18 protein-coding genes and 1 tRNA gene are annotated in these 19045 nt (G+C 37.0%); 8 read left to right on the plus strand and 11 right to left on the minus strand.

Annotation, left to right across the window (positions count from 1 at the left end; genetic code table 11):
* Positions 1-7: 7 nt before the first annotated feature.
* From OM074_RS10675 to OM074_RS10685, 3 genes are all read right to left on the minus strand, one after another.
* Positions 8-529 carry a hypothetical protein gene (locus OM074_RS10675; RefSeq protein WP_301199464.1) on the minus strand — a complete coding sequence of 174 codons (522 nt, stop codon included), beginning with the start codon at positions 527-529 and terminating at the stop codon, positions 8-10.
* Between the two features lie 333 nt (positions 530-862).
* Positions 863-2155: a tyrosine--tRNA ligase gene (tyrS, locus tag OM074_RS10680; protein ID WP_301199465.1), complete on the minus strand. Its 1293-nt coding sequence runs from the start codon at positions 2153-2155 to the stop codon at positions 863-865.
* A gap of 168 nt (positions 2156-2323) precedes the next feature.
* Positions 2324-2848: a CvpA family protein gene (locus tag OM074_RS10685; RefSeq protein ID WP_301199466.1), complete on the minus strand. Its 525-nt coding sequence runs from the start codon at positions 2846-2848 to the stop codon at positions 2324-2326.
* 226 nt (positions 2849-3074) lie between these two features.
* On the opposite strand from OM074_RS10685, the gene OM074_RS10690 reads away from it, so the two are divergent.
* Both OM074_RS10690 and OM074_RS10695 read left to right on the plus strand, forming a co-directional pair.
* On the plus strand, positions 3075-4592 hold the full coding sequence (locus OM074_RS10690) for a GH3 auxin-responsive promoter family protein (protein WP_301199467.1): 1518 nt from the start codon (positions 3075-3077) through the stop codon (positions 4590-4592).
* A 50-nt stretch (positions 4593-4642) separates the two neighbouring features.
* Entirely contained in the window at positions 4643-5257 is a 615-nt protein-coding gene (locus OM074_RS10695) for a deoxynucleoside kinase (RefSeq protein WP_301199468.1), read from the plus strand.
* 5 nt (positions 5258-5262) lie between these two features.
* On the opposite strand, the gene OM074_RS10700 is transcribed toward OM074_RS10695, so the two are convergent.
* A complete protein-coding gene (locus OM074_RS10700; RefSeq protein ID WP_301199469.1) occupies positions 5263-5943 on the minus strand; it encodes an OmpW family outer membrane protein in 681 nt (226 codons plus the stop codon).
* 225 nt (positions 5944-6168) lie between these two features.
* Here OM074_RS10700 and OM074_RS10705 point away from each other — a divergent pair.
* A tRNA-Leu gene (locus OM074_RS10705) sits at positions 6169-6250 on the plus strand.
* Between the two features lie 109 nt (positions 6251-6359).
* Here OM074_RS10705 and OM074_RS10710 read toward each other — a convergent pair.
* On the minus strand, positions 6360-6968 hold the full coding sequence (locus tag OM074_RS10710; RefSeq protein ID WP_301199470.1) for a riboflavin synthase: 609 nt from the start codon (positions 6966-6968) through the stop codon (positions 6360-6362).
* A 180-nt stretch (positions 6969-7148) separates the two neighbouring features.
* Here OM074_RS10710 and OM074_RS10715 point away from each other — a divergent pair, with 180 nt between their 5' ends.
* Together OM074_RS10715 and OM074_RS10720 are read left to right on the plus strand one after the other, a co-directional pair.
* Complete coding sequence (locus OM074_RS10715) at positions 7149-7556, plus strand: OsmC family protein (RefSeq protein ID WP_301199471.1); 408 nt, start codon at positions 7149-7151, stop codon at positions 7554-7556.
* 7 nt (positions 7557-7563) lie between these two features.
* Positions 7564-8574 (plus strand): NAD-dependent epimerase/dehydratase family protein, encoded by a 1011-nt coding sequence (locus OM074_RS10720; protein ID WP_301199472.1) that lies wholly within the window; start codon positions 7564-7566, stop codon positions 8572-8574.
* Here the strand turns inward: OM074_RS10720 and OM074_RS10725 are convergent.
* The 5 genes from OM074_RS10725 to OM074_RS10745 are packed head-to-tail and all read right to left on the minus strand — an operon-like array spanning position 8564 to position 13067.
* Entirely contained in the window at positions 8564-9148 is a 585-nt protein-coding gene (locus tag OM074_RS10725) for a DUF502 domain-containing protein (protein ID WP_301199473.1), read from the minus strand. The two genes, OM074_RS10720 and OM074_RS10725, sit on opposite strands and share 11 nt — an antisense overlap.
* Positions 9149-9158: 10 nt before the next feature.
* Positions 9159-9512, minus strand: coding sequence for an MmcQ/YjbR family DNA-binding protein (locus OM074_RS10730; RefSeq protein WP_301199474.1), 354 nt, complete (start codon positions 9510-9512; stop codon positions 9159-9161).
* Positions 9513-9518: 6 nt separating this feature from the next.
* Positions 9519-9884 carry a YraN family protein gene (locus OM074_RS10735; protein WP_301199475.1) on the minus strand — a complete coding sequence of 122 codons (366 nt, stop codon included), beginning with the start codon at positions 9882-9884 and terminating at the stop codon, positions 9519-9521.
* A 30-nt stretch (positions 9885-9914) separates the two neighbouring features.
* Entirely contained in the window at positions 9915-10817 is a 903-nt protein-coding gene (locus tag OM074_RS10740) for a S66 peptidase family protein (RefSeq protein WP_301199476.1), read from the minus strand.
* Between the two features lie 6 nt (positions 10818-10823).
* Complete coding sequence (locus tag OM074_RS10745; protein ID WP_301199477.1) at positions 10824-13067, minus strand: glycoside hydrolase family 97 catalytic domain-containing protein; 2244 nt, start codon at positions 13065-13067, stop codon at positions 10824-10826.
* 164 nt (positions 13068-13231) lie between these two features.
* On the opposite strand from OM074_RS10745, the gene metG reads away from it, so the two are divergent.
* Positions 13232-15268, plus strand: coding sequence for a methionine--tRNA ligase (gene metG, locus OM074_RS10750; RefSeq protein WP_301199478.1), 2037 nt, complete (start codon positions 13232-13234; stop codon positions 15266-15268).
* A gap of 78 nt (positions 15269-15346) precedes the next feature.
* On the opposite strand, the gene OM074_RS10755 is transcribed toward metG, so the two are convergent.
* Positions 15347-16285, minus strand: a complete 939-nt coding sequence (locus OM074_RS10755) for an HU domain-containing protein (protein WP_301199479.1) — start codon at positions 16283-16285, stop codon at positions 15347-15349.
* A gap of 218 nt (positions 16286-16503) precedes the next feature.
* On the opposite strand from OM074_RS10755, the gene galE reads away from it, so the two are divergent.
* Together galE and rfbB are read left to right on the plus strand one after the other, a co-directional pair.
* Positions 16504-17532, plus strand: a complete 1029-nt coding sequence (gene galE, locus OM074_RS10760) for a UDP-glucose 4-epimerase GalE (RefSeq protein ID WP_301199480.1) — start codon at positions 16504-16506, stop codon at positions 17530-17532.
* A 117-nt stretch (positions 17533-17649) separates the two neighbouring features.
* On the plus strand, positions 17650-18702 hold the full coding sequence (gene rfbB, locus OM074_RS10765; protein ID WP_301199481.1) for a dTDP-glucose 4,6-dehydratase: 1053 nt from the start codon (positions 17650-17652) through the stop codon (positions 18700-18702).
* Positions 18703-19045: the final 343 nt, after the last annotated feature.

Consider the following 19045-nt stretch of genomic DNA (forward strand, 5'->3'; position numbering starts at 1 on the left):
AGTATCATTACATTGAAATAATTCTCCAGTCGTTTGTAATTTTATGCTTGATGCGTTTTGAAGGGAATGCCAGTTTTATCCCAAAATGGGTAGCCAGTCCCACGCCGGTTGAATAGAGTAGCCTTTCGGTGGAGTTTAGGTTGTTTTTATCACTAAAAGCATAGTAGGATCCCAGAGTGGCTGCAGTTGTTAGAGCAAATTTCAGAAACTGTGATCCCACGCTTACTTTACGAAAACCGGTGATGTCCTTAAGCATTATTTTCCGTTGTTCTGTAGGAGTGCCAAATAACCTGTATTTGCTCAAAACAACCGAGCTGTCGCTCAAACTCATCATATAGTTCATCGATAGTTCTTTTTGGTTAAGGTAGCCGTTGTATTCGAGCATTAACATCCCTCCCAGCGGAATTTGGGTAGCTTTTTTGTCTTTGTCATTTAAAAATACAAGTATCTGTTTTTGGGCTTTAAGTCCCAAAGAACCCATCAGGATAAAGCAGATTGTCAGGATGCGTATACTTACATTTGGTTTCATGTGTTTATAATTTTCTTTCATTTGCCACATCAATAGTTCGTTAGTTTTTTATAAGTGTTAGATTATGAGATACTTAATAAAATCAACTCAAGTTAGGTAAAGATATTATTTTAAGCATCTTGCAAATAAGTCTCTTATCTCTTATCTAAAATCTAACGATCTGTTAAACATGGAACTCCCAAATAAATTTAATCATCCTCCGGGGTTTTAATTGGGATAATCAAATTTACATGGTTGTTTCATGTAGTTGTTATTTACCTGTTTTCACAAAGTAAACAAAAAAAGCCTTTACTGAACTGGTCAATAAAGGCTTTAGCGTGTAAAATATATTTTTTACTCTGCTACAACAACAAAGTAATTTTTCTTTCCTTTTTGGAACAACAAATATTTGTCGTTTAAAAGGCTGCTGGTATCTATGCTCATCTCTGGTGATGACAGTTTTTCTTTGTTCAAACTGGCTCCACCTCCTTTGATGGTTTTACGTGCCTCTCCTTTTGAAGGAAAAATCTGAGTTTTAACTGCCATTAGCTCTAAAATATCAATTCCCTCATTTAACTCTTGTTTGGAGATGTTAAATGTTGGAACTCCTTCAAAAACCGATAAAAAGGTATCTTCATCAATCTTTTTTAAAGCATCCATGGTTGATTTGCCAAATAAAATCTGACTGGCTTCAACTGAAGTATCGTATGCCTCACGTCCGTGGATCATAACTGTAACTTCTTCTGCTAACCTTTTTTGCAGGGCTCTTGCATGTGGTGCTTCTGCATGTTCTTTTACCAATGCAGCTACTTCATCCTGCGAAAGCAAAGTAAAAATCTTAATATACTTTTCTGCATCAGCATCTGAGGTATTAAGCCAAAATTGGTAAAACTTATAAGGACTGGTTCTCTTTGGATCCAACCAGATATTCCCTGATTCTGTTTTTCCAAACTTGCCCCCGTCAGCTTTTGTGATTAAAGGACAGGTCATTGCGAATGCTTCTCCTCCAAGTTTCCTGCGTATCAGTTCGGTACCGGTGGTAATGTTTCCCCACTGATCAGAACCACCCATCTGCAATTTACAGTTGTGGGCCTGGTATAAATGATAAAAGTCTGTCCCCTGAACCAACTGGTAAGTAAACTCGGTAAACGAAAGTCCTGAATTGCCTTCTCCACTAATTCGTTTTTTAACAGAATCTTTTGCCATCATGTAGTTAACGGTAAGGTGCTTGCCAATATCCCGAATGAACTCAAGGAATGAAAATTCCTTCATCCAATCGTAATTGTTTACCATTAAGGCCTGGTTTTTATTTCCACTTTCAAAATCTAAAAAGCGGCTAAGTTGTGCTTTTAAGCATTCCTGGTTATGGCGAAGGGTGGCTTCATCTAATAAGTTACGCTCTGCGGATTTCCCTGAAGGGTCACCAATCATTCCTGTAGCGCCTCCAACCAATACAATGGGTCTGTGCCCTGCTACCTGAAGATGTTTCAACATCATTACCGATACCAGGTGTCCAATATGTAGCGAATCTGCTGTCGGGTCAATCCCCACATAAGCAGTTGTCATTTCTTTTTGTAATTGCTCCTGGGTTCCCGGCATAATGTCGTGAATCATGCCACGCCATTCCAATTCCTCAACAAAATTCATGATTGTATTTTTTCTAAATTTTTATCAGATACTATATTGTGTGGCCAAAGATAATAGAAAAGATTGTGAATTAGCCAGCTATTGGGAAAACTGTGGTAACTTATGTTACCATCATAACTTACCAAAGCAAAAAGCCAATGGTATCAGACATTAGTCGTTATTTAGATTCTAAATGTTGACTTCAATTGCTTCCTGAACTTTCTTTTGTGCCTTTTCTTTATCAAAATTCAGATAAGGAAATACTCTTGGGGCAAATTGTGAAAGAGGTTCGTATAAAATTGAGCTTTCTCTGGTTTTTTCGGGTATTAAATTAAAAGTACGGTCAAATGAGGCAAAAACTGCCATGATGATGCTTAATATAAATGCAATTTTTATGAAAGAAAAAACGGCACCAAATAGCCTGTTTATAAAACCAAGGGAAACAGCCTGAATCAATTTGTCAACTGCTTTAGCAATCAGGTGAACGGCCACTACAATAGCGGCAAAAGTTACTATAAACGCAACAATGCCAATATAGTTGCCGGATATATACTGGGAAAGCCATGTTTCGGTAAAGTCCGAAAATTTAATTGCCCCTAAAATACCAAGGACTAAGGCGGCCAGGGAGGCCAGTTCTATAATAAATCCGTTTCTAACACCCCTGATAATAGCATATAGCAGGATGATCCCTGCCACAATATCGAAATAGTTCATTGCAAAAATTTTATGCTAAAATAATTAAAATGAAGACACTTTGAGTCTTGCACCCTTTAAATAATATAGACTGGTTGCAAGCATTGATAATTAGCCGATATATTAACAATTATGTAATCAACCTGTGTGTGAAAAAAATAATCAGGTTTTTAACTATACGAGCTTAGGCATATAGCAGTTGTTCTAAGAAAATATTTATATTTAAGTTTTAAAAGTTGTAGATCCTATGCCCATTTTAAATTCAATCATATCATTAGTCAATATACGGCGATTGTCGCAAATTGAACATTTTAAAGAAAACCCGGAAGACGTTCAAAAGGAACAGTTGTTCGAACTTATCCGGAAATCCAAAGACACCAATCATGGAAGGTATTATGATTTTACTTCAATAAAATCTATTAAGGATTATCAGGAGCGTGTGCCGATTCAAAAATATGAACAGATGGAGGCTGTTATTGATAAGATCAGGCGAGGGGAAAAGAATGTTTTATGGCCTGGTGAAATTAAGTGGTTTGCCAAATCTTCCGGTACTACATCCTCAAATAGTAAGTTTATACCTGTATCAAAGGAGGCTTTGGAGGATTGTCATTTTAGAGGAGGTAAAGATGTGTTGGCCATTTATAATGATTTATATCCGGAAACGGAATTATTTAAAGGCAAAGGGTTAACCCTGGGCGGGAGCCAGAAGCTTAGTCAGTATAACAGTGAATCTTTTTATGGAGATCTATCTGCCATATTGATTGGGAACCTTCCGTTTTGGGTCAATTTTATCCGGACTCCTGATCAGAGTATCGCACTGTTGGATAAGTGGGAGGAGAAACTCGTGAAGATGACGGAGGCCACCATTAACGAAAATGTCACATCGCTATCCGGAGTGCCTTCCTGGTTTTTGGTACTCCTGAAACATATTATGAAAGTAAGGGGAACTGATAATTTGCTCGACATTTGGCCAAATCTGGAGTTGTTTATTCATGGGGGAATTAATTTTGAACCTTATCGCGACCAGTATAAAAAAATCATACCTTCAGACCAGATGCATTATATGGAAACTTACAATGCTTCAGAAGGTTTTTTTGCTATTCAGGATGACCCAAAGGATTCATCTATGTTGTTGATGCTTGATTATGGGATATTTTATGAATTTGTGCCGATGGAAGAATGGGGTAAAGAAAATCCCAAAGCACTCACACTTGACGAGGTTGAGCTAAATACGAATTATGCCATTATTATTTCTACTAATGGGGGACTCTGGCGATATGTGGTTGGAGATACGGTGATGTTTACTTCAAGATATCCATATAAAATTAAAATTACCGGGAGAACAAAGCATTTTATCAATGCCTTTGGCGAAGAGGTGATTGTGGATAACTCTGATAGGGCAATAAAATTTGCGTGTGAAAAAACAGGGGCAGTTATAAAAGAGTATACGGCTGCACCTATGTATATGAGTACCGAAGAAAAGGGGCGTCACCAATGGATGATTGAGTTTGAAAAAGATCCGGTGGATTTGGAGCAATTTGTTTTTCATTTAGATCAGGAATTGCAAAAAGTGAACTCTGATTATGAAGCAAAAAGGTATAAAAGCATAACCCTTGAAGCGCCTAAGGTAGAATTGGCTCGCAAAGATTTGTTTTTTGATTGGCTGAAAACCCATAATAAATTAGGGGGACAAAATAAAGTTCCTCGTTTGGCTAATAACAGGGATTTAATGGAAGAATTATTGACACTAAACAAAAAACGTTAGAAATCATGCACTGATTTTCTATTTTTGCGCAAAATTAAAATCTAAGTATTATGCATATTGCTATAGCCGGAAACATTGGGTCGGGTAAAACAACATTAACTACATTGCTGGCAAATCATTATGGTTGGGATACGCATTATGAGGAAGTAGATGACAACCCATATTTGGCAGATTTTTATGAAGATATGCAACGTTGGGCCTTTAACCTGCAGATATATTTTCTGAACAGCCGGTTTTCTCAAGTGAACAAAATCCGTAAAAGTGGCAAGACGGTTATCCAGGATAGAACCATTTATGAGGATGCCTATATTTTTGCACCGAACCTATATGATATGGGTTTGATGAGTAAACGTGATTTTGATAATTATGCATCCCTTTTTGAGTTGATGAGCAGTTTGGTTCAGGCTCCTGATTTGATGATCTACTTGCGGGCTTCGGTACCTAAATTAGTAGAGCAAATACAGAGTAGGGGCAGAGATTATGAAAGTGGCATTCGCCTGGATTACCTTAAGCGTTTAAATGAACGTTACGAGGCCTGGGTTGAGGAGTATGATAAAGGTAAGTTGTTGGTAATAAATGTGGATGAGTATAATTTTATTAAAAACAAATCAGATCTTAGTACAATTATTGATAAGGTGGATACCCATGTAAATGGTTTGTTTTAGAAATATTATCGACTAAAAAATAATTTAGCAGAAAGCCCCCAGTGATTTTGTTTATCGTGGGGGTTTAATTTTATGCTGCCATCTTTTGTGTATTCGGAACTGATGTCGGGAATAATAGTGTAACGAAGACCTATATTTACAAGGGTTCTCTTTGTTAGCTCAATAGAGGTGCCAAATTCTAAGGCGTATCCGGCATGCAATGTGTTGGTAATATAATCAGAAGAGCTTGCGGTAGAGGTGGAGTTAAAATCCATTTTGTTACGTAGGTAATAAATTCCAAATACAGCGCCAAGGTAAGGGCGTATTTCACCCTCTGCAAAATAGTAATTCCCCTGCGCCGAAAGGTTCAGCATCTGATAGTTTACGCTAATATCTCCGTAACGCTGAACATTCCAAAATTGCTTGTCCTTTGGAAAATAAGAGTAGGCAAGTTCTGATTGTAAAGACAGTCGGGGGTTATAAAACCAGAGGGATCCGAAATTAAAACCAAATCCAGGATTGGCAACAGTAGCAAAACCAAAATCATCCCCAACATTATAACTGCTGCCAAAATCAAATTTCCCAAACCCATTATCTGGAATGTGGACTGTCAATCCACCACCCCAAAGTATTTTGTTTTGAGCTCTAAAGGGAACTTGAAAAATAAAAATGATAAAAACTGTAAATATGGTGAATTTGATTTTCATTCCGACTAAATATAAATATTTATGGTTTCAAGGAATTGGCAAAATGAAATTGTTCTTTTGAATTGGTTATCTTTTGCCATTCTTGTTTACTGTACCAATAATTTTTGCTAAAATAATAATTGATTATTAAAGAGTTGAGTTTTTTGTTTCAATATTTATCTAAAAAGGTTTGCAGGTAATCATCTTTTGTCTATATTTGCATCCGCAAAAATGTTGTAAGCATTTGCCCAGGTGGCGGAATTGGTAGACGCGCTGGTCTCAAACACCAGTGGGGCAACCCGTGCCGGTTCGATCCCGGCCCTGGGTACAGGTAAACCTCTTGATTAGTTAATAATCAAGAGGTTTTGTTTTTTAAGATACTTCATAAAAAAAGCCCCACGGTATGCGTGAGGCTTAGGTTTTGTTTTTTTGTAGGTCTATTCTCCTTTAAGAGACATAATCCGGCTAATGTACTTCCCAAGAATATCAAATTCCAGGTTTATAATTGAGCCAACTTCTATCTGATGGAAATTTGTAAAGTCGTGAGTGTAAGGAATAATAGCAACGGAAAACTGATCTTCTTTGCTATTTACAACAGTTAAGCTAACTCCATTTACGGTAACAGAACCTTTTTCAACAGTCATGTAGCCCTGTGAAGCTTTCTCTTTGTCAATTTCATATTTAAAAGTGTAATACCAGCTACCATCGGCTTCTTTTACTTCAATGCACCTGGCAGTTTGGTCAACATGCCCCTGAACAATATGGCCGTCCAAACGTCCGTTCATAACCATGCTTCTTTCAAGATTTACCTTGTCGCCAACCTTTAAAACACCCAGGTTTGATTTGTCAAGAGTTTCCTGAATAGCAGTTACGGTATATGTTTTGTCGGTCATTTTTACAACGGTTAAACAAACTCCATTGTGTGCAATGCTCTGATCTATTTTTAATTCGTCAACGAAAGAACATTCCATTGTGATATGAAGGTTGCTTTGTTCTTTTTCTAATGCTGTAATTACTGCAGCTTCTTCAACTATTCCTGAAAACATATGTTTGCCTTTTATTAGTTTAATATTTTATTTAGATGCAAAATTAAAACTATTTATTTAAAGAAATAGCTAATGTACATTTGTCGTATGTAAAACACAAAAATGTTGTCATGAAAAAAACTTACCAATTATTAATTCTTTTTTTTGTTTCTTTGGGTATTCATCAATAAAATTTTGAATATGGGCGTTACTGTAAATACAACCTATTTGGGGGGATTAAGAACCGAGAATGTTCATTTGCAATCTGGTTGTAAAATAATCACAGATGCACCTACCGATAACAGAGGTAAGGGGGAGGCCTTTTCGCCAACCGATTTGTTAGCTACTTCTTTGGGTAATTGCATCATGACTATAATGGGTATTACTGCAATGGATAATGATATTGACATTGTGGGAACTCAGTTACAGATAACTAAGATAATGGCCAGTGACCCAAGGCGCGTGGCAGAGGTTGTTATGGAGTTCAATTTTCCTGATAAAGGATATTCAAAAGAGGAAAAAGAGCTGATTGAGAGCGTGGCAGGAACTAGTCCTGTGCCACTGAGTGTTCATGCAAATTTAAAACAGACCATTAAATTTAATTGGTAGGCAATTTATGATTTTAGTTACTGGGGGAACAGGATTGGTTGGGGCTCACCTTCTTTATCATCTTTTAAAGAAAGGAAGAAATGTTATTGCATTAAAAAGAAAAACATCAGATATATCGAAGGCAAGACTGGTTTTTGGTTTTTATGGAGAAGATGCACAAGAGCTTTTCAAAAAAATAAAATGGATCGAAGGTGATCTGTTGGATTATGAATCTTTAGTACAAGCCCTTGATAATGTAAGTGTTGTTTATCACACAGGTGCTCTTGTATCGTTTAATCCTGCATTGAAAGATGAAATGATGCAAGTGAATGAAGAAGGTACTGCCAATATTGTAAATGCCTGTATTGAAAAGAGGGTTGGTAAATTTTGTTTTGTTAGCTCGATTGCTACCATGGGAAATTCAAAAAATGGAGAGTATATTGATGAAATGTCGTATTGGCAAGGTGGTAGAAATCATTCGGCCTATAGTATCAGTAAGTTTAGGTCGGAAATGCAGGTGTGGAGGGCTGTAAATGAAGGGCTAAATGCAGTTATTGTTAATCCTTCGGTTATTATTGGGCCAGGTGACTGGGATAATGGTAGTGCCAAAATTGTTAAAACGGTTTATAAAGGACTGAAGTTCTATACGCCAGGGAGTACTGGATTTGTAGATGTGAGGGATGTTGTGAAGGCTATGATAACACTTACTGATAGCGAGGTTAGTGCTAAGAGGTTTTTGTTGAATGGAGCCAATCTTTCATATAAGAGTTTTTTTAATATGCTGGCGCATGCTTTACACGTTAAACCTCCAGCGTTAGAGGCAGGTAAGTTTTTAACGGGATTGGCATGGAGGTATGAAAAGGCAAGAAACCTGTTGTTTGGGACTGAACCTTTGATTACAAAAGATTCGGCACGTACTTCGTTAAAGACTACAAATTATTCAGGAGAGGCCATTAAGGATGAAGTAGATTATAGTTATACCCCAATTGAGAAAACAATTAAAGATACAGCTAAATGTTTTTTGGAAACTAATTTTTAATTTTAGAAACCCCTCCGGAAACGATATACTTCATTACATCAGCAGAGTTGGCATCAATGTTTTTGACATTTTTTTTAGGTACAAGATATAACTCTCCCAACATTCCATATGAGCTAGGAAAATAAACTCCAACCATTTCGTCAATACCAAAGTCTTCAAGCGAATTTGAGGTGATAAATCCCAGGCGGTTTAAAGTTCCATGTTCATCCATCTGTACTAATACCGGGGTGTTGAACTTTTTTTCACCACCAACAAAGGCCGACATAAGATCCTTTACCGAGGTATAGATTATTTTAATTAATGGGGCTTTTTTGATGAGCTTGTTATAGGCCTCTGAAAAGGGAGAGGATATAAGTTTCTGTCCGATAAACCCAATCATAGTAATGAGTATCAGGATTGTTACCAGCCCAAGCCCTGGGAAGTTATATTTAGCCAGGATGCCTTTTTGAAAAAACTCCCGGTCCATCAAAAGTCCATCGGTCCATATAATGGCAACGGCAATGATATAAACAGTTACGGCAATAGGAACAATGTATAAAAGGCCCTGTAGAAAATATCTGATAAGCTTTTTCATCCTGATACAATTATAAATTTTGAAATTCGGCTTGCTGTTTTTGGGTTAGTTTTGAAATCACCAGGTTGTATGAATGGTCAATAAGTCCCTGAATAAAACCAGGTGTTAAGCTGCCATCAATATCTACGGTGTTCCAGTGTTTTTTGTTCATGTGAAAGCCTGGTTTTATGGCAGAGTGTGTTTCTCTTAACTCAATTGCTTTTTCAGGATCGCATTTGAGGTTCAAAGATAGTTCCTGATCAAGGCTGGTTAGGGCATACATCTTCCCCATTACCTTAAACACAAGGGTAACATCATCAAAAGGGAAATCCTCTGTTGTGCCTTTCTTGCTCAAACAGTAATTTCTGATTTCTTCAATGTTCATATTAGCTTAACTAAGGGGTGGATAAAAAGCTTCCTCAATATGTTCAATTTTCCAATCAATCCCTTTGGGGATAACTGAAACAACATCGAATCGAACTTCCATATCTATGTCGTTCATTAATATGTAAGCCTCTGTTGCGTCAACAAGATAGCGAATTTTTGCATTGGTTATAGCCTCCTGGGGATGTTCCCATTCTTCTGTACTCCTGGTTTTAATTTCAGCAATGATAAGATAATCATCTTTGGTTGCTATTAAATCAATTTCTTTGTGGTTGTAGGTCCAGTTCTGTTCCAGTATGGTATATCCGTTTTTTGAGAGATATGCAGCAGCCCTTGCTTCTCCTTCTTTTCCAAGGTCGTTGTGTTGTGCCATAGTTTTCAGTTATATAGATTAATGACGTTTTTAAGCTGAAGTGATACTTACCTGATTGGTTTCAACTTTTAATTCGATGTAGTCACCCAGGATGATGGGGAAATTTGTTTCAATATGTCCAGAAGGGAAATTAAACGCCACGGGGTAATCGTATTCTGCAACGCTTTTATAAATTATCTCTTCAATTGTTTCTCCAAAGGGAATCTCATTGTCCTTCATTTCGGTAAATTGGCCAACAACCAAGCCGTTTAGTTTTTCAAGCACTCCGCCAAGCTTTAGGTTAAACATAATTCTGTCGAGATGATATAAATACTCTGAAAGGTCTTCGATAAAAAGTATTTTTCCTTCAGGGTTAAAATCAAACTTAGTTCCTCTTAATGCGTGCAACAACGATAAATTGCCCCCGATAATATCTCCACAGGCAGTTCCAGGACGGTTTGTGGGGTATGGGTTTATGATGTATTCAGGAGCTTCTCCTTCTAAAAACGAAAATAAAACGTCGATGTCTACGCTGGTGTTGGTGTAGTTTAAAAAACTTTTGCACATTGGACCGTGTATACTTGCAATGCCGTTTTGCTGAATGGCTGCATGAAGTACGGTGATGTCGCTAAAGCCAATAACCCATTTGGGGTTTTCCCTGAATTTTGTAAAATCTATATTGTCGATAATACGGATGGTTCCATAACCTCCTCTTGTGCATAGGATTGCATTGATGTTCTGATCGTCCAGGAAATCCTGAAGATCTTTTCTCCTATTTTCATCAGTTGATGAAAAATTAAAATAGTGGTTATGAATAGAAGGGGCTGTTTTTACAATGTAGCCCATCTTTTCGATACGGCTAATAGCTTGCTCAACAATATTCTGTTCAATTTTACCAGCTGGAGCTACAATCCCTATGGTATCTCCTTTTTTTATAGGTGGAGGGAATATCATCCTTTTTTATTTTATGATGGTTATTTTGCCAGAGTATATGCCTGTTTTGCATTTTATTGTAATGATGTATACACCGGATGAAACATTTGATAAGTTAATTTCTCTATAGTCATTTAAATACGTATTTTTCTTTGTCACGATGCATTGCCCGTCTGTTGAATAAATATCCATGTCTCCAAAAGGATTGTTGTTATCGGGCAAACCAATCCTAAACATCCCTTTAGAGGGGTTGGGTGAAATAGCTATTTTCTTAATGTGTTTTTCTTTATCAAATAAGCCTGTGTTGTTTGAATTGAAAACGATTACTTGTCCACCGTTGGCTTTGAGCGAAACATGGAGTTTGCCATCTGTAATCGATCCCGATGTCTTGAGGGATTCTAGATCCGTACTGATTTTCTCAATCGTCTTGGGATCTTTATCTTTATAAATAGTGGCTTTGTAATTTATTCCTTCTTCAAGAAAGGATAAGGGAATGTCAATTTCGCGAGAAAGGTTATTGGTAATGCATGATAAAAACCAGCGATTACCACTTTTTCTTGCCATAGATATATAATGTCCCATTTGGGCTGCCGGAACCTGAAAATCATCCCAAATGGTAGGAATATACTTGAATAATTCAGTTTCAACCGGAACGGTATAAATATGGGGGGCTCCGTACCAAAAAACATGTTGAAAAGGACTGTAAAAAAGTATACTTAGAGCTAGTTGATGTGCCCGTGTGGTTCCTAATGCTTTGGGTTTAGTGTAATCCGGGTCGTTTCCAAAATAACAAATAGTATAATCAGCAGCGCCGGTTAAAAATCTCGTAAAAGGAAGGAGAGTTGTGTGGTTTCCATTATTATAAACATATTCATTACCGCGTACTCCTTCTGTTGTCATTAGGTTTGGATATTTTTGGGTTAATCCGGTTGGCCTTGGGTTGTCATGTACGTTTACCAGCATTTCTTTTTCGCCGGCCTTTTTTATCAGGTTGTAAATATATTTGTTTCCGTAAGCCGAATAGCCATCCATAAATCCTAACTTGACTCCCTTGATTCCCCAACTCTCATATAAATCAAACATACTCGTATTGTTGTAGTTGTACCAGGCTACTTTGTTAATATACAAAACAACTCCAACATTTTTGCTTTTACCATATTCTGTTACCTCTTCCATGTTTAATCCATCAATTACATCAAGGGGATTTGAGGCTGAACTACTTTCGTTGCCCATGCCATATCCCAACCCGTACCAGCCTGCATCAAACATCATATAGTCAATGTTCATTTCGCTGCAAAAGTCAATGGCTTTTTTTCCTCCTTCTGTGGTCAAAACCAAACTTCTAAATACTTTACCGGGTTTTACCCAGCTCCATTTCGCTTCGTCATACTCCTGGGAGTTTAGTGCATACATCATTTCTTTTTTGTATATCAAGTCTGTAGGATTGTCTCCAATAACAAGATATCTCCATGGTAATGCATAAGGAGTGCTTACACTACTGTTTGTTGACAGGAATGAGGTTTTAAACTTATTGTTGCCAAGGCAGTTAAGTCTGACCCTGACATAGTTGTCATTCCCTGCTTCATTAAAGCAGAGGCTGTGCTCTGAATTGGTGAAAGTAAGGGGTATTAATGATGAAAAGCTTTGGGTAGTGGATGTTGCGATATAGCCTTGTTCATTCCTTGATTCCGCATATGCAGTATATGTATGCGAGAGGTTGAGCTGCGTATCTTCTTTAGAAATATTTATAGATGATGGAGATTCGTTGGTGAAATTAATCCGGAAAGCAATGCCTTCATTGTAGGATCGGAATATATATTCAAATTTTTCGTTTCTGTTGTTTTGACATTTTAATATCAGTTCATTGTGGTTGTCAGTAACTTCATTCCGTTCTCCGTAGGGGAGGTTTATGGTTTGTTTTTTTGAATTTCTAATTGCTTCCAGACAAGTAACACCATCGGTTAAATATCCCGAGCCAATTTGCAGATTAATTATTGATGAAGAGCTTATGTTTTCTTCATCTTTTAATACTTGGTATGTAATATTGTTTGAACTTAAACCAACAATAAGCTCAACACTTTCATCAGGAGAAAATAAATGAAAGGTCTCTAAAGCGGCAATGGCTGATTTGAGCTGGATAGGCTCAAAGTCCGGTGGGGCGATGGTGTCTGTTTCTGACATGTAATTAGTAGATGGCTGATTAACAGGATTGATTTGCGCTTGCGTAAAGTGGATAATGAACGCAAGTAAAATAATTGAAATAGTTCTCATAATATTTTGAAGTATAGTTCATGCAAAGTAAAATATTTGAAAAGAATAAAAAAAGCCAACTTGAATAAATTTGCATTTTCCTTATCTTTGCGAAATTATAATTTAAATCCGTACTCAAAGGGTCGGATTTTGTTTTTTTATCATGCAATAATTGCTTTTTATATATGGATAATTTTAAAAGAACACTTGTTACAACTGCCTTGCCTTATGCTAATGGACCCGTGCATATTGGACATCTGGCAGGGGTTTATGTACCTGCGGATATTTATGTAAGATATCTTCGAATGAAAGGTGAAGATGTATTGTTAATTGGAGGGTCAGATGAGCATGGTGTTCCCATTACCTTAAAAGCAAAAAACGAAGGGGTAACTCCTCAGGATATTGTGGATAGGTACCACGGAATTATAAAAAAATCTTTCGAGGATTTTGGAATTACCTTTGATGTATATTCCAGAACCACAACTGAAACACACTATAAAACTGCCTCTGATTTCTTTAAAACGCTCTATGATAAAGGTGAGTTTGTTGAAAAAGAATCTGATCAATATTATGATGAGGATGCAAAGCAGTTTTTGGCAGATAGGTATATAACCGGAACTTGTCCGCATTGTGGTAATGAGGGAGCGTATGGAGATCAGTGTGAAAGTTGTGGTACTTCCTTAAATGCTACGGATTTAAAAAATCCGATTTCAGTAATATCAGGAAGTGTGCCTGTTGTTAGAAAGACAAAGCACTGGTATTTGCCTTTGGATAAACATGAACCATTTTTAAAGAAATGGATTTTAGAGGATCATAAGGAATGGAAAGCAAATGTTTATGGACAGTGTAAGTCATGGATAGACCAGGGATTGCAGCCTCGTGCAGTGAGCCGTGATTTGGATTGGGGAGTGCCTGTTCCTGTAGAAGGTGCAGACGGCAAGGTGTTGTATGTGTGGTTTGATGCGCCAATTGGTTATATTTCAGCAACAAAGGAATTAACGCCGGAGTGGGAGAAATATTGGAAGGATAAGGAAACCAGAATGCTTCATTTTATTGGGAAGGATAATATTGTGTTCCACTGCATTGTTTTTCCTTCTATGTTAAAGGCCGAAGGTTCTTTTAATTTACCTGAAAATGTGCCGGCTAATGAGTTTTTGAACCTGGAAGGTGATAAAATTTCGACATCAAGGAATTGGGCTGTTTGGTTGCATGAATACCTTGAAGAATTTAAAGATCAGCAGGATGTGCTACGCTATGTTTTAGCTGCAAATGCTCCTGAAACTAAAGATAATGATTTCACGTGGAAAGACTTCCAGGCCAGGAATAACAATGAGTTGGTTGCTATCCTTGGAAACTTTGTAAACCGTGCCATTGTATTAACACATAAATATTATGGGGGTAAAACTCCGGAAATGGGCTCGGTAGTTGAAGATTTTGACAAACAAACTTTGGCTGATATTTCTGAAATCGTGAAAAAAGTTCAGTCTAGTTTGGATAGCTTCCGTTTTCGTGAGGCTATTAAAGAGATGATGAACCTGGCCAGGTTGGGTAATAAATATCTTGCAGATACAGAGCCGTGGAAATTGGTGAAGACAGATGAAGAGCGTGTTAAAACTATTATGAATGTGTCGTTACAGATTACGGCAAACTTGTCAGTTTTAATGGAGCCATTTTTGCCCTTTAGTGCTGTTAAATTGCAAAATATGTTAAATATATCCGGCATAGTATGGAAAGATCTTGGTAAAACTGATATGCTTGTGCCTGGGCATGAAATTAATAAACCAGAGTTGCTTTTTGCCAAAATTGAAGATGATACTATTCAAAAGCAATTGGACAAACTGGAGGCTTCTAAGTTGGCAAATGAAGCTGCGGCAAAAGAAGTTGCTCCGGCGAAGGAAAATATTTCTTTTGATGAATTTACAAAAATGGACATCCGAATAGGAACCATATTGGAGGCTGAAAAGGTGGCTAAAACCAAAAAGCTTTTAAAGCTGGTTGTAGATACAGGGATTGATAAAAGAACTGTTGTTTCGGGTATTGCAGAGTTTTTTGCTCCTGAAGATATTGTTGGAAAACAAGTGAGTATTTTAGTAAATCTTGCACCAAGGAAAATTAAGGGGATAGAATCCCAGGGAATGATCCTGATGGGAGAAGATGCCAATGGGGAGTTGGTGTTCTTGCAGCCTTCTAAAGCTATTAAGCCAGGGTCTGAAGTTCGATAAAAGTATTTGATTTGTGATATAAAAAAGGCTGCTCGAATTGGGCAGCCTTTCTTGTTTTATGTTGTAACCTTAGTTTTTTTAGTTTTGTGTTAAAAGCCATGCGGAAGAATAGCCATGTGTTTTTCGGTAATTTTTAAGAGCTATTGTTGCTTCCTGTTTATTTATAAAGCCTTCAAGAGATACCCTATAGCGACCATTAGTGCTGCTTAGTATCTGTGCAGTTTCAATTCCTTTATTATTTAGCTTCCTGACAAAAGATGAGGCAGGATTCTTGTCTTTAAAACTCCCTGCAATGATGAAATATTTGTTTTCTGGAGCAGGCTCCGGTTCTGCTGTTTTAACTTCAGTTGTCTCTTCTGAAACAGTTATTTCGTTTGAGCTGGCCTCTTGTGTTTCAGTATTGTTTCCATTTTCAAGTGTTTCTATTGTAGGGATCATGTCAGAGAATGATCCGTATTGTGGGGCCTTTTCAATCTCAGGTGAAATAAAAACTAATCCTAAAATAAGGGCAACACTGGCAGCAATCTGGCGAATACTTTTAGATTCAAGCGTCCTTCGCACAAGTCGTCTCGACCTGTCATTTTGTTCTTTTTCTTGTTCCAGTGTGTTGAAATGGAATGTGCTTAACCCAAAACAATCCGTTGAAAATGAATCTTTATTGGTTGGAATAAAATACGGTAGACCCTGGTGATCATATTTTAAATTACCAACACCTTCTATCAATAACTGTTCACCACGCGATAGTTGATATTTTAATATGCTAATATGTTTCAGCAAGCGATCCTGAACTTCCGAATATGGCATGCCCTCGCACAATGCAATATGGTTGATTAGTAAACCGTCGTTATGCGATAAATTCCGGTTAAAGCCAATTTCTCTTGATGGTGGTGTAAATACACCTGTTTTTTCATTAAAATCAGCATTGATATTATTGGCTACAAACCCTCCTAAATTGGGTACAATTACGCAATCGTATTTGTAAAGTAATTCTTTTATGTGTTTTTCCAGATTAAGCATAGTGCAAAGTTAATGAAATTATTCCTTTTTGTACATAACTGTTTTTAACACCTGTTGATAAGCTGTTGATAACTAGAATTAACCGACCAGTACCCACCTGTTTATTATATTTATAAACAGGGTGTTAGTAAAAAATATTTACATAAACATGTGTTGGGTGGCAACTATTTTATTACTTTTACGCTCTTAAACAAAAGAAGTTTTAATTTAATAAAGATATGAGCAAGCAAATCTTAGTTACGGGGGGAACCGGTTATATTGGTTCACATACAGTTGTTGAACTTCAGGAGTCGGGTTTTGAGGTGGTTATCGTTGATAATCTTTCTAATTCGCAGATTGAAGTATTAGATAATATTGAAAAAATCACAGGGATTCGCCCTGCCTTTGAAAAATTCGATTTATCTGATAGTGTTTTAACTGACCAATTCTTTCAAAAGTATAGCAATATTGAGGCTATAATTCATTTTGCTGCGTTCAAAGCAGTTGGAGAGTCGGTACAAAAACCCTTGGAATACTACCGTAACAATATAAATTCTTTGTTGAACCTGTTGGCAGGCATGAAAAAGTATGGGGTTAAAAACATGGTGTTCTCATCTTCATGTACCGTTTACGGGCAGCCTGATCAGCTTCCGGTAACTGAAGCTACGCCTCGCAAAGAAGCAGAATCACCATACGGAAATACCAAAGCTATTTGTGAAGATATTATGCGTGATTTCTGTAACACAAATGAGGAAATAAATTGTATTGCTCTTCGTTATTTTAACCCAATCGGAGCTCATGAATCGGCATTGATTGGAGAATTGCCGGTTGGTGTTCCTAACAACCTGGTTCCTTTTATTACTCAAACAGCAGCAGGGTTGCGTGAAGAGCTTAGTGTGTTTGGCGATGATTATGATACTCCGGACGGAACAGCGATCAGGGATTATATTAATGTTGTAGATTTATCAAAAGCCCATGTTGTAGCAATCAATAGGCTAATAGAAGACAAAAAGAAAAATAATTACGAGTTTTTTAATGTGGGAACCGGAGAAGGTTATTCTGTGATGCAGTTGGTAAAAGCTTTTATTGAGGTTACTGGTGTTGATTTAAAATATAAGGTAGTTGGAAGAAGAGGTGGAGATATTGAAAAGATCTGGGCCGATACTTCATATGGAAATAGTGAGTTGGGGTGGAAATCAGAAAAAACATTGGAAGAAACTCTTGCTTCTGCTTGGAATTGGGAAAAGAATGTACGCGGAATCAAGTAATTGTCCGGTGCTGTAATGATATTTTAAGGTTGCTCGTAATGGGCAACCTTTTTTTTTAAAGCCAATAGTGATATATTGCATTAAAATTGATAACTCACAAATCAGAAATTTCCTGAAATGAAGAAGATTTTAATTACCGGAGGAGCCGGATTTATTGGTTCTCATGTTGTGCGTTTGTTTGTGCAACAATATCCTCAATATCAAATTTATAATCTGGATGCCTTAACCTATGCGGGTAATCTTGAAAACTTGAAGGATATTGAAAATGAACCCAACTACCATTTTTTAAAGGCTGATATTGTAGATGAAAGTGTAATGAATGACCTTTTTTCTGAATATCAATTTGATGGGGTTGTTCATTTGGCTGCAGAGTCGCATGTTGACCGGTCAATTTCAGATCCCCTGTCGTTTATTAGGACGAATATTGTTGGAACAGTTAATTTGTTAAATGCTGCCAGAGCTACCTGGAATGGAAATTTTGAAAACAAGCTGTTCTACCATATTTCTACCGATGAAGTGTATGGTTCATTGGGCGAAACTGGGTTGTTTACAGAAGAAACACCATACGATCCAAGAAGTCCTTATTCATCTTCTAAAGCCAGCAGCGATCACTTGGTTAGGACATATTACCATACTTATGGTATCCCTGTTGTAATTTCCAATTGTTCTAATAATTATGGTCCAAACCAGTTCCCCGAGAAATTAATACCATTGGTAATTAATAATATAAAAAAAATGAAGCCGATTCCTGTTTATGGGAAAGGAGAGAATATTAGGGATTGGCTCTTTGTAATTGATCATGCACGGGCCATTGATATGATATTTCACAAGGGTAAAGTGGGCGAAACATATAATATTGGGGGAATTAATGAATGGACTAATATTAATCTTATCCACAAGATGTGCGAAGTGCTGGATAGGAAACTGGATAGAGAACCAGGGACTTCAGCCTCGTTGATTACTTTTGTAAAGGACAGGGCCGGGCATGATATGAGATATGCCATAGACTCTTCAAAGTTGATGAAGGAACTTGGATGGGAACCATCTCTTCAATTTGAAGAGGGTATTGAGAAAACAATAGATTGGTATCTTGATAATGAGGAGTGGATGAACCGGATTACAGATGGTTCCTATGAGAAGTATTATAAAGATCAATATGTGAATAGATAAAGAAAAGAGGGTGTCAATTATTGACACCCTCTTTCGTTTAAAACCTAAACCCTAATCTATGAAAAAAAATACTTGTCTTATCTATGGGGTTTTCTAAATAATCGGGGCACGTTTGCCCCGATCAAAAAAACTTAAACCCTAACCTAATTATGAAAAACTCTTTTGCCTTTCAGATTTTATATTTGCAAATGATATGCCACAATTATCAATGCTGTCTATGTTAACTAAATTTAACTTCAAGGTTAATTTATGTAACAAATGGGTCATGGTAGCTTTAAGGAATTATGGCTAAAGGCATGGTTTTATTGCAGCTTAATGCCTTTTTGTATATTTTTAGCACTCT

The organism is Plebeiibacterium marinum (assembly GCF_026013615.1).
Classification (GTDB): Bacteria; Bacteroidota; Bacteroidia; order Bacteroidales; family Marinilabiliaceae; genus Saccharicrinis; species Saccharicrinis marinus_A.

Bases quoted from the DNA above. Each gene is read 5' to 3' on its own strand.
- galE (WP_301199480.1), top strand. From the start codon at position 16,504: ATGAGCAAGCAAATCTTAGTTACGGGGGGAACCGGTTATATTGGTTCA.
- tyrS (WP_301199465.1), bottom strand. From the start codon at position 2,155: ATGAATTTTGTTGAGGAATTGGAATGGCGTGGCATGATTCACGACATT.
- OM074_RS10715 (WP_301199471.1), top strand. From the start codon at position 7,149: ATGGGCGTTACTGTAAATACAACCTATTTGGGGGGATTAAGAACCGAG.
- rfbB (WP_301199481.1), top strand. From the start codon at position 17,650: ATGAAGAAGATTTTAATTACCGGAGGAGCCGGATTTATTGGTTCTCAT.
- OM074_RS10745 (WP_301199477.1), bottom strand. From the start codon at position 13,067: ATGAGAACTATTTCAATTATTTTACTTGCGTTCATTATCCACTTTACG.
- OM074_RS10755 (WP_301199479.1), bottom strand. From the start codon at position 16,285: ATGCTTAATCTGGAAAAACACATAAAAGAATTACTTTACAAATACGAT.
- OM074_RS10710 (WP_301199470.1), bottom strand. From the start codon at position 6,968: ATGTTTTCAGGAATAGTTGAAGAAGCTGCAGTAATTACAGCATTAGAA.
- OM074_RS10685 (WP_301199466.1), bottom strand. From the start codon at position 2,848: ATGAACTATTTCGATATTGTGGCAGGGATCATCCTGCTATATGCTATT.
- OM074_RS10700 (WP_301199469.1), bottom strand. From the start codon at position 5,943: ATGAAAATCAAATTCACCATATTTACAGTTTTTATCATTTTTATTTTT.
- OM074_RS10695 (WP_301199468.1), top strand. From the start codon at position 4,643: ATGCATATTGCTATAGCCGGAAACATTGGGTCGGGTAAAACAACATTA.
- OM074_RS10740 (WP_301199476.1), bottom strand. From the start codon at position 10,817: ATGATATTCCCTCCACCTATAAAAAAAGGAGATACCATAGGGATTGTA.
- OM074_RS10720 (WP_301199472.1), top strand. From the start codon at position 7,564: ATGATTTTAGTTACTGGGGGAACAGGATTGGTTGGGGCTCACCTTCTT.
- OM074_RS10690 (WP_301199467.1), top strand. From the start codon at position 3,075: ATGCCCATTTTAAATTCAATCATATCATTAGTCAATATACGGCGATTG.
- OM074_RS10735 (WP_301199475.1), bottom strand. From the start codon at position 9,884: ATGGCACAACACAACGACCTTGGAAAAGAAGGAGAAGCAAGGGCTGCT.
- OM074_RS10725 (WP_301199473.1), bottom strand. From the start codon at position 9,148: ATGAAAAAGCTTATCAGATATTTTCTACAGGGCCTTTTATACATTGTT.
- OM074_RS10730 (WP_301199474.1), bottom strand. From the start codon at position 9,512: ATGAACATTGAAGAAATCAGAAATTACTGTTTGAGCAAGAAAGGCACA.
- OM074_RS10675 (WP_301199464.1), bottom strand. From the start codon at position 529: ATGAAACCAAATGTAAGTATACGCATCCTGACAATCTGCTTTATCCTG.
- metG (WP_301199478.1), top strand. From the start codon at position 13,232: ATGGATAATTTTAAAAGAACACTTGTTACAACTGCCTTGCCTTATGCT.